Origin of the sequence: Listeria sp. LM90SB2 (genome assembly GCF_028867355.1) — a bacterium.
Lineage (GTDB): Bacteria > Bacillota > Bacilli > Lactobacillales > Listeriaceae > Listeria > Listeria monocytogenes_B.
Map to the genome: position 1 here is coordinate 2,104,768 of NZ_CP046449.1, position 12,997 is coordinate 2,117,764.

Genomic DNA, 12,997 nt, shown 5'->3' on the forward strand with positions numbered 1-12,997 from the left:
TCTATTTGTCTATCTAAATTTTAATCTGTAGAACTTACTCGAGCATATGCTACTATCATGACTAAAAAGCAACTCTTTTCACAACCATTTAATATCCACCCTAACTATACATTGAAAAAAGTGTATTTTCAATGATGGTTTTGTATATATTTTGGGTATACCCTTTTTTTACATGAATCGGCTGTACCAAAATATAAAATAAAAAAGAGAAGATGAAATTATCATCCTCTCTCTTACTACCTATCAATCAATTCTTAAATTCATCCCTATCAAGGACTTTCCAACAGATTGATTGCTTCATTTAAAAACAAAATCTCTTCTTCTAATTTGTTTTTTTGCTGTTTTAATTCTCTTATCTGTAGAAAAGTCTCCACCTCTTTGGTTTCCAGTTTATCGGCATCATGTAACTTCATCCATTTGTAAAATTCGTAACGAGGAATACCATACTCCCTGCAGATAGACTGTATGGTAGACCCCCTAAAGTATAAAACCAGTAGGCTTTTTTGAATTTTTTCTTCATATTCGATTCGAGCCATACCTATCACTTCCTATCTAATACAGAAATTTTTATTCCCTTTTTACTTACTACATTATGATGATGTCACAGGGGGTTATTCCTTCTTCTTCCTTTTTCTTTGCATTATCAACCAAATAAGGATGAGCACTAAACCCAACAAGGTATAGTTAGTTACTGTATCACCTGCTTTAGGTAATGTATGTTGTTTGTTATCCTTATCTGAAGAGGCTGCCAGTTCTTTTTTAGGGATTTCCTGTATGTTTTCTTCACTGACATCCAAATCATCCTCTGAAATTAGGACCTCAACTACGGTCTGACTAGCTTGAACACGGTCAGGCGATAAGAAGAACAACCCACAAAAGCTGATTAGTACCATTGCCAGAACTAATTTCCTTTTCAAGAAATGCACAACTCCTTTCGTAATTTCTTATTTAAAAGCAGCTGTAAAAGTTAACGTTGTTTGATATGCTCCAGCTTTTTTGTCTCCTTGAGGGTTTCCAATTTGAATTTTACTTACTTCGGTTTCCTCCATCGCATAACCTGAAAAGCTTCCGATAACAGGATTAGCCATGGGTACTACACTATTATTACTTTTAAAACTACTAGTTATTACGTCCGAAATAGCGCCAACCCGTTGTAATTCAATCTCTCCATCGGCTGATAATCCACTAGATAATGTCACCTCTACTTCTTTTCCTGGTTCTAAGTTACGATTGATTGTTTTCACAGACATTTCTGTGGCGTTATCATTAGATAAATTTACTTTTTCTGGTACAACTAAGGTATAATCTCCTTCAACAGAATATTCCACTACTGTATTTCCTTCTTTATCTGCAGCGTAGGCTGTCCCTCCGCTAAAAATCACCATACCCATTGCTGCCACACTTAACGTACTTAATACTAATTTATTCATAAAAAATTTCCTCCTTTGTCTAGACGACAACTAATTTTAAATTTATTTCAGACCCGTTTAAAGGTGACTGATCGTTTAAAGAAAAACATTCATATTTTAATACTGCATTTTCATATTCGCCTACCGCTAACGTTTTTTCTAATTCAATGGAATACATTCCTTTTCCCGGTTCGATTAAATCGGATATCCATAGAACCGAACCATCCGGATGAATAAGCGATATTTTGAAGTAACAATCATTAATTTCCGGATTATGGAAATTCACTGCTTGTGTTGTTTCATTTGCATACAACGTTACTTTTTCAAACCCTGGAATGGCAATTGTATTTTCTTCTCCACTTGTATCCTTCTGTTTTTTTCCGTTCCAATCAACGGCAGAATGGTCTACATCCAACAGATTTATTTTATCCTTGAATAGAAAATAACTACTGATTCCAATGACACTTACTAACAATAGTAGTAAGGATATAATCACTACTCTTTTCTTCTTCATAGGTAACCTCCAATTTATTCATAACTACAGGACTGTGACATAATCACTAGTCTGGCTAATTTACATCATTCATACTTAATCGAAAACACAACGTTCCCTGTATATTTTCCTGCCTGGATATTCTCTGGTGCTTCAATAGCCATGACTGCCTCGCCTTCTGTTATTTCCGAACCTGGGGCAAGGGTTAAAATGGCTTTTTCTGGATTAGTTTCTGACCCGTCCCAACTCAGTGGTGCCAAACATTGGACTGTTGTGTCTGCCGTATTGGCCAAGGTTAGCTTGTTGCTTTCAGAAATAGACGTTGCTGTCCGATTTAATCCCACGTACAAATTTTTATTTCCTCGATTAATCCCTTCTACTTTCAATTCGGAAGCTTCATTTAAAGAAATAGACGCTGGAATGACCACTGTATAGTTTTCTATCCATTTAGCGTAGATAGTTGTAGATACAGCAGCAGGCAATGAAAAATCAAACTTATTAGTGAAATTTTGATCAAGATACCACCCGTCAAAGTAATGTCCTTCTTTTACAGGAATCACTTCTTCCCAGTACTCCCCAGAAATTTTACTTTGTACTTTTTGTTCCTTCGCGTCTTCAAATTCTCCACCCATCGCATCCATTGTTAGAGAAAGGAAAGCGCCTTTTCTGTAGCCTGTTGGTTCACTTTGATTTCGATGATATGTCTGTAGTTGCGAGAGATTCGAAAACTGCACCCAATTCTTTTCGTCATACCAGTTTGTATTTTCTAAGCTAGTAAAAGTACTTAAATTGTGACTGACAAACAAGTAAGTTAAGGAGGTGGTTCCCTTAAACATATCTGTCATAATTGCTGCATCCGTAAAATTATCCAGATATAAAGATTTTAACGCTGTACAATCTTTAAACATGGAAGCCATAGTAGTCACGGAACTAGTATCAAAGTTACTTAAATCTAGCTCTTCAAGACTATTACACCCATTAAACATGGTCTTCATATTAGTTACTGAACTGGTATTAAAATTACTTACATCTAACGCTTCAAGACTATTACAGCCAGCAAACATGGTCTCCATAGTAGTCACTGAACTCGTATCAAAATGACTTACATCTAACGCTTCAAGACTATTACAGCCACCAAACATGTAATGCATATTAGTCACTGAACTGGTATCAAAATGACTCACATCCAATTTCTCAAGTAATTCACAGTACTGAAACATGTAATTCATATTAGTCACCGAACTGGTATCAAAATGACTTACATCTAGCTCTTCAAGACTTCTACAACCAGCAAACATGCCCCTCATATTAGTAACTGAACTCGTATCAAAATTACTTACATCCAGTTTTTCAAGGACAACCGGGCCAGCAAATACGTACTCCATATCAGTGACGGAACTTGTATTGAGTCCACTCACATCAAGCTCACTAATTTTAGAACATGAGGCAAACATTCTCTTTATATTTGTTAAAAAAGGTGTCTCCGGATAATAATTATCTCTGATTATCACTTTTCCAAGCGCTAATTGACCTTCAAATGCGGATCTAAAAGACGTCACTCCAGACAAATTACACTGTTCAATCCTCACACTTTCAAGTACCGTGAAAACATTATCTCTAAAATAAGCTTCAAAACTTCCTGTCAGCGTAGCTTCTTCAATCTCTATATGTTTAATGTATTTCAAATAACTATTCCAAGCGCTCGGTTTACTGCTTGGCACGTTGCCAAACATACGCAAGCTATATTCCTTGTTCACAGTATTGCGATAAATCGTCCAGTAAGCACCTGAGTTTACCACTGTTAAATCCGGATCATCCGAATCAGCAACAGGCTGTTCCAGAACCTCTGGATTTTGCATCAACTCATCCGTAGTTGGGACTTCTTCTAGATTCTCGACCTCGGCTGGTTTCTCTTGCGCGACTTCTTCTGCAATGATATTAGAGGTATCCAGAGAACTTAGCTCCTCTTCTGGAAGCTTATTCGTTGTGTCCCTTTCTTGTGCGATAGAAACATTAGCGTTCCCCAGTGCAATAAAAAGCACAGAAATAATAAGGACCACTCGCACGGAAAACTTCTTCATCAGCTCCCCTCCTTCTTCCGTAGTTAATTTCTAGATGCAAACTTTCTAGCTGCAACTTAATTATAGAGGAGTCGAAAAGCTTTTCCGGCCATAAAATTTTAACTTCTTAAAATTCTATGGCTTGCTTAGCAAAGTTATTCATAATTAATCGAAAATACTAGATTCCCGGTATACGTTCCTGCCTGGATGTTTTCTGGTGTTTCAATAGCCATGACTGCATCGCCTTCTGTTATTTCCAAACCTGGCGCTAGAGTTAAAATGGCATTTTTGGGATTAGTTTCGGAACCGTTCCAACTCAGTGGCGCCAAACATTGGACTGTTGTGTCTGCCGTATTGGTTAAAGTTAGCTTGTTGCTCTCAGAAATGGTTGTTTTTCCATAATTCAAGCCTACGGATAAGGTTTTACCCCCTCGATTAATCCCTTCTACTTTCAATTCGGAAGCTTCATTTAAAGAAATAGAAGCCGGAATGACCACCGTATAATTTTCTACCCATTTGGCGTAGATAGTTGTAGATACAGCAGCTGGCAAGGAAAAATCAAACTTATTAGTGAAATTTTGATCAAGATACCACCCGTCAAAGTAATGTCCTTCTTTTACTGGAATCACTTCTTCCCAGTACTCCCCAGAAATTTTACTTTGTACTTTTTGTTCCTCCGTGTCTTCAAATTCTCCACCCATCGCATCCATTGTTAGGGAAAGGAACGCACCTTTTCTGTAGCCTGTAGGTTCACTTTGTTTCCGGTGATATGTCTGTAGTTGCGAGAGATTCGAAAACTGCACCCAATTCTTTTCATCATACCAGCTTGTATTTTCTAACCTATTAAAAGTACTTAAATTGTGACTTGCAAACAAGTAGGTTAGGGAGGTGGTTCCCTTAAACATATCTGTCATGCTTGGTGCATCCGTAAAATTATCCAGGTATAAAAATTTTAACGCTGTACACTCTTGAAACATCATATCCATGTTAGTCACGGAACTAGTATCAAAGGTACTTAAATCTAGCTCTTCAAGGCTAGTACAATCATAAAACATGATCTGCATAGTAGTTGCTGAACTAGTATCAAAGGTACTTAAATCTAGCTCTCCAAGACTATTGCACTCAGCAAACACACCACGCATGTTAGTCACGGAACTGGTATCAAAGGTGCTTACATCTAGCTCTTCAAGACTTTTACAGCCACCAAACATTAGCTGCATATTAGTAACGGAACTCGTATCAAAGTTGCTTACATCTAACTCTTCAAGATTGTAACTACCATAAAACATTAGCTGCATATTAGTAACGGAACTCGTATCAAAGTTGCTTACATCTAGCTTTTTCAAGTGGAGTCCATTCAACATACAATACATATTTGTAACAGAACTGGTATCAAAGGTACTTAAATCAAGCTCTTCAAGACTAGTACAATAAGAAAACATGTAGCTCATGTCAGTCACTGAACTCGTATCAAAGTTACTTATATCCAGTTCTTTAAGGCTATTCGTGTTACTAAATGCGGCATACATATTAGTGACGGAACTTGTATTGAGTCCACTCACATCAAGCTCACTAAGTTTACGACATAAGGTAAACATTCTACTTATATCTGTTAAAGAAGGCGTCTCCGGATAATCATTATCTCTGATAATCACTTTTTCAAGTGGTGAGTCTGATACACTGTCACCTTCAAATGCCCTTGCAAAAGACGTCACTCCAGACAAATTACATTGTTCAATCCTCACACTCTCAAGTACTGGGAAAACAGTTCCTCTAAAATAATATACAAAATTCCCTGTCAGCGTAGCTTCTTCAATCTCTATATGTTTAATGCTTTTCAAATAACTATTCCAAGCGCTCGGTTTACTGCTTGGCACGTTACCAAACATACGCAAGCTATATTCATCGTTCGCAGAATTATAATAAAGCGTCCAAAAATCACCTGAGCTTACCACTGTTAAATCCGGATCATCCGAATCGGCAACAGGCTGCTCTCGAACCTCTGGATTTTGCATCAACTCATCCGTAGTTGGGACTTCTTCTAGATTCTCGACCTCGGCTGGTTTGTCTTGCGCGACTTCTTCTGCAATGATATTAGAGGTATCCAGAGAACCTAGTTCCACCTCTGGAAGCTTATTTGCTGTATCCCTTTCTTGTGCGATAGAAACATTAGCGCTCCCAAAAGTAATAAAAAGCACAGAAATAATAAGGACCACTCGCATGGAAAACTTCTTCATCAGTTCCCCTCCTTCTTTCGTAGTTAATTTCTAGATGCCGAACTTTCTAGCTGCAACTTAATTATAGAGGAGTCGAGGAGTATTTCTGGCCATAAAATTTTAACTTCTTAAAATTTTACGGCTTAGTTGGTGTGTTTACTTTTTCCATTAGTATTGCACAAGTGAAAAATAGAAATAAAAAAATCCGAGTAACGATCATTACTCGGACAAGACTTTAGTTTTCCATTTAAACATTTTCCATATCCATTCCAACAAGTATTTCCCTAATCTTTTTTATTAGCAATAAATTTTTTTCTCGCTATTTTCGCTAGATTATCGTTAATTTTGACATAATCAGATTCTAGCCATCTAGTATTTACATAGATTATTGGTTGATTGATACGTAAAGAGGTCAACACTTCGGGAGACACGGAAAAATCACTTATATATAAATCCACCACCGGATCAACTTGATTAATTATTTCCAGATTGTAGTAACTAGAAAAATACCTCATAAAATCAAATACGGCTGTTTCATTAGATATGGTCGATAAAATAGTTACTTTAATAGGCAAGGTGTGTATAGAAAAATCAATCCGCTTATCCAAAATGATCAGATAATCTGAAGTAAGTCTTTCTTCAAACGGTTTTAATGGATCCATTTCTTTTAAATTTACTAATTGACTAATCAATGGTTCTAGGTGATTCACTTTATGGATTTTTCTTATATTTCGATCAAGATCTGTATACCCTGGCACAATATTATTGAACTTATTGATTAGATTATCAAGTAAGAAATATCTATAATTTATACTCGCAAAGCAGTAACGGAGCAATTCCATCTCTTTCTCTGAAAATGGAATAGAGAGATTATCATTTACTCGTTCACTGGCAAAATCAACTAGTTTCATGAAGCCCATTTCTTCTAACTGTTCATCCATGTAGAAAAAAGAAGGCATTTTTTCAATCGAAGAATAACTACCGAAAGCAACAATGGTACTCAGTATAATTTGCGTCGTGTAGGTCATTTCTTTATAGTTCCTATTAGGAAGTTGTTTCGCTACCTTTTTAATGAACGCGCTCTCTGATTTCTTAGACTCCTCGGTGCAAGCCTTATATAGGGCCACTTTAAACTGCCTAGTTGTATCAATTTGACAATTCATTCGATCTCTTAATAAATGCATAGCGACATAATAATGAATCATCATCGCCTTATCTATCGAGTTTGCTCTATAAATTTCTTTTGGGCAACTCTCTAATATGTCGGTGATTTCATCATATTGAACAAAAGAAAAGGGCCAACGATCCCCACTATATGCGACTAAAAAGAGGAAGGTATAGAATATTCTTAATGAAAATTCGTCCCCCGTTATTTCTACCTGACTTCCTGTAGAAATAGACAAGTTCCGTTCCCTTAGCTCTTCATTCAATTCCTTTATTTCTTTCTTTATCCCAGAATAAGAAACATGTACTTCGTTTGCCAATACTTGTAAGTTAGGGAAGGAGGCCAGCAATAAAGTTTCGAGAATTTGAAATTTGGGTGACTCTCTAATATAGGCGTTGATAATAAGTTGAATACTACAATTATCCGATATTTTTAAGGTATAGGACAAATTAGGCGCGGAGTGAACAATCGAAAACGCTTTATAGCCAAAGCGTTCAATATCAAAATTAATTGTTTTAATCGTAGAAATGAGGGTTGGATACGTGATGTTCAAATCATTTAATAGTTCCTCTTGTGTACTTGTATGATTTTCCGCATAAAAAATCTTCTCAAGAAGTGCTACCTTTTTTTGGCTTTTTGAATCTAAATATTCTCTCATTAAAACACTTCCTTTCAATGTTTACTTTTTATGTAAAATCCAGGTAACAGCAATAAGATGTTCCTCTAAGTCATCGTATTCGCTCCATTGGCTCTTAAGGTATCCTTCAAAAAGGGCTTTTTTCTCTGGATATTGTTGAATTAATTCATTGGCTCTTGTTAATAAGTGTTGCTTTTCCAGTTCAAAATCCACTTCTGCTGTTCCCTCTAGCTCTTCCACCAATTGTAATTGATTCTGTTCAAATAAATTCAGCCATTCGTTTCGAGTGAGATATTCATAATTTTGATACTTCACCTGGTTATTGTGCGCTAATTCAGGCACATAGGCTTCATCTATAATAATATAACCGCCTTCTTTAACAGTTCCCTGCAATTTTTCCAACGTTTCTGCTGGATTTCCAAGTATATCCGCTGCTGCACCAAATATAACGGCATCATAATTTTTTTCGTTTTGAACCGATTTATTTACATCTCCTACTTCAAATTGGCACAGTGACTCTACTTGCGCTTCTTTCGCTTTGCATTTTGCTTCTTCTATAAATGCCGGAATTAAATCTATTCCTTTGACAGGATTTCCTAGTTCCTTAGCGATACCAATGGAAACAGCGCCTTTTCCGCAAGCTAAATCCAAAAAATTACTTTCAGCTGATAACGGCATATGTTGCTTAATTAAATAAGTAATATCTTTCGGACTACTACCCAATTCAAAAAAATCTTGTAAAAAATACGGAATAAACGGTAATATTTCTATTGATTGAGAAGTGAGTGACGCAGCAAGCTTTCGTTCGGTTTCTTTATTCATTTATTTACCCTCCTAAAATATTTTTCGTTAGCACTGGGTCTGTTTTTCTACATAATCAGCTATAGAATGTATTAATATATCCAAAGTCTCTTCTTTCGCTTTTTTGGCAGTTTCTACATAACTCCTTGTCGCAGTGTAAGTTAAACAATCTAGTAACATCACTAAAGCCTCCCATTGAGCTCTCGTAAGATCGATATACGTCATGGCAGTTTCCAGGACTTCACTTGTCATTCTTTCTTCTCTTTCCGTATATGTTGGAGGGAGTTTTTGGAGTATTGCGTGGAAATCTTCCGGTGAAAAGTAGTTGTTTATACTCTTTTCCGAAAGATAGACTTCTTTCAAAAAACGAGTCATCTTGCTTTTTAACGAACCTTTCTCCTCCATAATTTTTTTAAATGCCTCTAATTGTGCTTGATAGGAATATTCCACAACCTCAAATAGGCATGCTTCTTTGGAGGGAAAACACGTATAGAATTTTCTCTTTCCAATCCTAGCTGCTCGAGTAATATCCTCCACAGTAAAACCTTGAATTCCTTTTTTTATATAAATTAAATGGCTTGTATGTTCGATAATGAGGTTTTTAGTTTGTTGACGCTCATATCCCGTAACGAGTTTTGGCATTTTGCTCCTCCTTAAAAATTTCTCGCATAACGCTTTTAATGGAACTATTTATTAATTTCCAGTTCTACAAAAACACCTTAAACTAAATATTTAACAATGTCAAATGAGGTGAAATGGATTTTCCACGGTTCTTATATCGAATACGTTTACTAATAGTTTAGTATTAGATTTGAAAAAAATATTTTATCAGGTATATCTTATCTTTTACATTTTTCCAATCTTACATAACCGCTCCCATCGATGAAGCAAGTAAGATTCAAAGTAAACCAAGAAAAAAGAGAAGACAAAAATTTGTCTTCTCTCTTAGAACGCCAATGTTTCACGCTATTTCTATGAATTTGACTCAATGCCATTGAGTAAGATTGGTGTTTATTTGTTTTTTAGCCAATTAGAACTTTTTTATAGATTTATATATTTAATTTTCTGAAAAATGGGACAAAATATCCATCTCAGTGGTATATAAGTGCAGTTAATTTGTTCCATTTACATATATGGATTGGTGATTATCAAAAAATTTCTGGAAAATGCGACAAATCACCCTCTTACCTGTATCTATTTATATATTTAATGAAAGGTGGGAAGACTCATGAAAATAATCCTAGAATTTTTACTTAAAGAGTTATTGTCTTTAGCTATTGAATACGGAATAAATTGGCTTATTTTAAATGATCACATCTATATATTGATCATTATAGTTAGCTTTATTGTTCGTTGTTTTGTAGAAACTCGCGATAAAAAATATTTTTAGTACATAACCATAGCATTTAACCTTTTTCCAAAAGAGTTTCAATGCTATACAAAAAGAGTAAGCAAGTTTATGGTGGTGGCTAGCTCTTACAACAAGAAAGGGTGATGCTATGAATATTTTTGTTAGGATTGCCTGGAAAGGATAACCCATGACTGTTTATGAAGCACTGTCTTTTGCAACCCTGGTGTTGCTATTGAACAGTCAAAATAACAAAAAATAACCACTCATAAACTTTGGTCGGTTTAGTGGTTATTTTTATAATCTATTAAGCTAGCTGCCACCTTAAATGGGCTTATACTTGAGAGTCATCTTAGCGCATGACTCTCTTTTCATATTTAATAATAACATAAGACCATTTGACAACATATGACATTAGGTACTACTCATTACTATATCTGAAACGAAAGCAGCAACTGCTTTCGTTTTTATTTTAAATAGCCAATTTCAATCCGAATTTTATCTTTTTTCGTTCTGCCGCCAGTTGATAGTACTTTTACCCGACCATATCCGCGAGCAGACAATACATCTTCTTCTTCACATTCAAAATCCGGATTTTCCACTGTTTTCCAGTTTACTTTCACTAATCCAGCAGTAACCAATTGTTTCGCCTTCTGTCTAGAAATATGATGTGCATTACTAATAATCACGTCAAGTCGCATACTAGAAACAGTTAAGCCCATTTCTTCCCAAACGACCGGGGCATAAACAGCATTAGCTAAATCCGTTTCCTCTAACATCACATTTACTTTCCCGATTTTTTCAAGTTGTAATGTTAAATAATCCTTCATTGTACTTTCTACTAATAACTGCCATTCAGTGCCATTATTTAAAATATCTCCAAAAATATCACGCTTCATTCCAAGCGACATCAGTGTTCCAAGGATTTTTTGATGTGTGAGGGTCGTGAATTTTACCGGGTAGCGTATATGGAACAAAGCAATCTCAAAATCCGCTTCTGTCGGCGTATAATAATCTGGATAAATCAGTGCGCGCCGTCGTTCTGCGTGCGCCACTCCACCAAAAAACTGTACATTGATCTCATCATAACCACCGATAACTGTTTCGGTAATAAAACGCTGCCTCGGATCCAAGAAATCCGTAAGTTGTGGCGTGTATTCATTCTCAACTTGCATCGTAATCCCTAAAATCTTATCAATAAATGCGTATTCTTCCGCGCGAAAATGCTGATAAATTCCATCCATCCTAATTTCTCCCTTTCAATCCGTTCCGAGTCTTTAGCCCTATTATACCATGAAAACAGCTGCTACTAGGCTAATCTTGCTTATTAATAAAAAAAGCCACCCATTTTGAAAACGGGCGCGCTTTTTAAAATAGCATTGGAATGACATACACTTGAATTAAACCGGTTAAAACTCTCATCGCGTATTGGAAAATGAAATAAGCCACAAGGGACGAAATATCAAACATACCAATCGGCGGAATAATCCTTCTAAAAGGCTCTAAAATCGGTTCAAAAATACGAGCTAAAAATTGGCCGATTTTTGATTCTCTTGCACCGGGAAACCAGCTCATCAAGAAATAAATAAACATGAGTGTTGGCAACCATCTGATAATAAACAAAATGATTTCCACCACTTGATATAAAATACTTTGCAATCTAGCTCACACCTCTACTTCATCACATAAAGTTTTGTTCATCGAGCATTTCGGAAATAGAGCCATCCACTTCCACATTGTCTGGAGTACATAAGAAAATATTATTGCCAACGCGTTGAATATCTCCACCTAATGCATATACTGTTCCACTCAAGAAATCGACAATACGTGTCGCTTGATCATGGCTAATACGTTGCAAGTTTACAACAACAGATTTATATTCTTTCAAATAATCCGCAAGTTCTTGTGCCTCTGCATACACACGCGGTTCAGCAAGTACCATACGACTAGAAAACTGAGCTCCCTGCATACTAACCACCTTCGCATCATCTTCTTCTACAGCATAAAAACGATTTTTATTTGGTTTTTCTTTCTTCGTTTTCTTTTGCATAGGTTCTGGTTCCCTCGCTACTTCCTCTTCATAATATTCCTCTTCTTCATCTAAGAAAAAGAATGACTTAAATTTATTCGATAGTCCCATTTGTTACACCTCCATATTATCGTCACTCACCAAAGCTCTTCCTACTCGTATAAATGTTGCACCTTCCGTAATTGCAACTCCATAATCATTCGTCATCCCCATAGATAACTCTGTACATGGAATATTGTTTAACTGAAGCGCATGAATTTCTTGCTGCAATTGCTTTAACTCATGAAATACGTGATGCAGCTCTATGTCGCTATTTGTAATAGGTGCCATTGTCATTAAACCAACAATCTCAATGAACGTAAAATTCGCTTCTTGTAAAAAAGATAGCGCCTCTTCTTTGGAAAAACCATGTTTGCTTTCCTCACCAGAAATATTCACTTGAAGGAAACATTTCACTGGTTTAGTAGCTCGCTTTTCGATTTCCTTTGCTAGCGATGATCGGTCAAGCGAATGCAAATAATCGATTTTTGGTAAAACATCTTTTACTTTACGTGTTTGTAAAGAACCAATGTAATGCCAACAAATGTCTTCTTTATCTGCAAGTGCTACTGTTTTTTCTTGGAAAACGTCTGCACGATTTTCACCAAAGTGACGGATACCTAAATCATAAAGCTCTGTGATTCCAGCTACATCAATCGTTTTTGTAACAGCTACTAACGTTACATCTTCCGGCTGACGATTACTTTCTTCACAGGCGCGCTCTATTTGTGCCGTTACTTTTTGTAAATTAGCTTGTTTTGTCATTTTTTATCACCTTATATAATTCCCGAAGTGCTTTA

The 12,997-nt window shown here is 36.1% G+C and carries 13 protein-coding genes; all 13 read right to left on the reverse strand.

Annotated elements, in window-relative coordinates:
* Positions 1 to 269: 269 nt before the first annotated feature.
* The gene (locus tag GL301_RS10360; protein ID WP_021496751.1) at positions 270 to 536 is read right to left on the reverse strand and encodes a transposase; all 267 of its coding nucleotides are present in this window, start codon (positions 534 to 536) and stop codon (positions 270 to 272) included.
* A 75-nt stretch (positions 537 to 611) separates the two neighbouring features.
* Positions 612 to 917: an LPXTG cell wall anchor domain-containing protein gene (locus GL301_RS10365; RefSeq protein ID WP_010958985.1), complete on the reverse strand. Its 306-nt coding sequence runs from the start codon at positions 915 to 917 to the stop codon at positions 612 to 614.
* A 27-nt stretch (positions 918 to 944) separates the two neighbouring features.
* A complete protein-coding gene (locus tag GL301_RS10370; protein WP_010958986.1) occupies positions 945 to 1,430 on the reverse strand; it encodes a hypothetical protein in 486 nt (161 codons plus the stop codon).
* Positions 1,431 to 1,449: 19 nt separating this feature from the next.
* Positions 1,450 to 1,923, reverse strand: coding sequence for a hypothetical protein (locus GL301_RS10375; RefSeq protein ID WP_003725196.1), 474 nt, complete (start codon positions 1,921 to 1,923; stop codon positions 1,450 to 1,452).
* 65 nt (positions 1,924 to 1,988) lie between these two features.
* Positions 1,989 to 3,983: a BspA family leucine-rich repeat surface protein gene (locus GL301_RS10380; protein ID WP_010958987.1), complete on the reverse strand. Its 1,995-nt coding sequence runs from the start codon at positions 3,981 to 3,983 to the stop codon at positions 1,989 to 1,991.
* A gap of 134 nt (positions 3,984 to 4,117) precedes the next feature.
* Positions 4,118 to 6,199, reverse strand: coding sequence for a BspA family leucine-rich repeat surface protein (locus GL301_RS10385; protein WP_010958988.1), 2,082 nt, complete (start codon positions 6,197 to 6,199; stop codon positions 4,118 to 4,120).
* 263 nt (positions 6,200 to 6,462) lie between these two features.
* Positions 6,463 to 8,001: a helix-turn-helix domain-containing protein gene (locus GL301_RS10390; protein ID WP_010958989.1), complete on the reverse strand. Its 1,539-nt coding sequence runs from the start codon at positions 7,999 to 8,001 to the stop codon at positions 6,463 to 6,465.
* 21 nt (positions 8,002 to 8,022) lie between these two features.
* Positions 8,023 to 8,802 carry a class I SAM-dependent methyltransferase gene (locus GL301_RS10395; RefSeq protein WP_003733593.1) on the reverse strand — a complete coding sequence of 260 codons (780 nt, stop codon included), beginning with the start codon at positions 8,800 to 8,802 and terminating at the stop codon, positions 8,023 to 8,025.
* 27 nt (positions 8,803 to 8,829) lie between these two features.
* Positions 8,830 to 9,423 carry a TetR/AcrR family transcriptional regulator gene (locus GL301_RS10400; protein WP_003728337.1) on the reverse strand — a complete coding sequence of 198 codons (594 nt, stop codon included), beginning with the start codon at positions 9,421 to 9,423 and terminating at the stop codon, positions 8,830 to 8,832.
* A gap of 1,173 nt (positions 9,424 to 10,596) precedes the next feature.
* On the reverse strand, positions 10,597 to 11,373 hold the full coding sequence (locus GL301_RS10405; protein ID WP_003726458.1) for a YlmH family RNA-binding protein: 777 nt from the start codon (positions 11,371 to 11,373) through the stop codon (positions 10,597 to 10,599).
* Positions 11,374 to 11,497: 124 nt separating this feature from the next.
* On the reverse strand, positions 11,498 to 11,788 hold the full coding sequence (locus GL301_RS10410; protein ID WP_003724066.1) for a YggT family protein: 291 nt from the start codon (positions 11,786 to 11,788) through the stop codon (positions 11,498 to 11,500).
* Between the two features lie 22 nt (positions 11,789 to 11,810).
* The gene (locus GL301_RS10415; RefSeq protein ID WP_003724067.1) at positions 11,811 to 12,269 is read right to left on the reverse strand and encodes a cell division protein SepF; all 459 of its coding nucleotides are present in this window, start codon (positions 12,267 to 12,269) and stop codon (positions 11,811 to 11,813) included.
* A 3-nt stretch (positions 12,270 to 12,272) separates the two neighbouring features.
* The gene (locus GL301_RS10420; RefSeq protein ID WP_003726459.1) at positions 12,273 to 12,962 is read right to left on the reverse strand and encodes a YggS family pyridoxal phosphate-dependent enzyme; all 690 of its coding nucleotides are present in this window, start codon (positions 12,960 to 12,962) and stop codon (positions 12,273 to 12,275) included.
* Positions 12,963 to 12,997: the final 35 nt, after the last annotated feature.

Excerpts from the sequence above, each read along its gene's own strand:
- GL301_RS10380 (WP_010958987.1), bottom strand. The coding sequence starts at position 3,983 with ATGAAGAAGTTTTCCGTGCGAGTGGTCCTTATTATTTCTGTGCTTTTT.
- GL301_RS10390 (WP_010958989.1), bottom strand. The coding sequence starts at position 8,001 with ATGAGAGAATATTTAGATTCAAAAAGCCAAAAAAAGGTAGCACTTCTT.
- GL301_RS10385 (WP_010958988.1), bottom strand. The coding sequence starts at position 6,199 with ATGAAGAAGTTTTCCATGCGAGTGGTCCTTATTATTTCTGTGCTTTTT.
- GL301_RS10405 (WP_003726458.1), bottom strand. The coding sequence starts at position 11,373 with ATGGATGGAATTTATCAGCATTTTCGCGCGGAAGAATACGCATTTATT.
- GL301_RS10400 (WP_003728337.1), bottom strand. The coding sequence starts at position 9,423 with ATGCCAAAACTCGTTACGGGATATGAGCGTCAACAAACTAAAAACCTC.
- GL301_RS10370 (WP_010958986.1), bottom strand. The coding sequence starts at position 1,430 with ATGAATAAATTAGTATTAAGTACGTTAAGTGTGGCAGCAATGGGTATG.
- GL301_RS10415 (WP_003724067.1), bottom strand. The coding sequence starts at position 12,269 with ATGGGACTATCGAATAAATTTAAGTCATTCTTTTTCTTAGATGAAGAA.
- GL301_RS10375 (WP_003725196.1), bottom strand. The coding sequence starts at position 1,923 with ATGAAGAAGAAAAGAGTAGTGATTATATCCTTACTACTATTGTTAGTA.
- GL301_RS10395 (WP_003733593.1), bottom strand. The coding sequence starts at position 8,802 with ATGAATAAAGAAACCGAACGAAAGCTTGCTGCGTCACTCACTTCTCAA.
- GL301_RS10360 (WP_021496751.1), bottom strand. The coding sequence starts at position 536 with ATGGCTCGAATCGAATATGAAGAAAAAATTCAAAAAAGCCTACTGGTT.
- GL301_RS10420 (WP_003726459.1), bottom strand. The coding sequence starts at position 12,962 with ATGACAAAACAAGCTAATTTACAAAAAGTAACGGCACAAATAGAGCGC.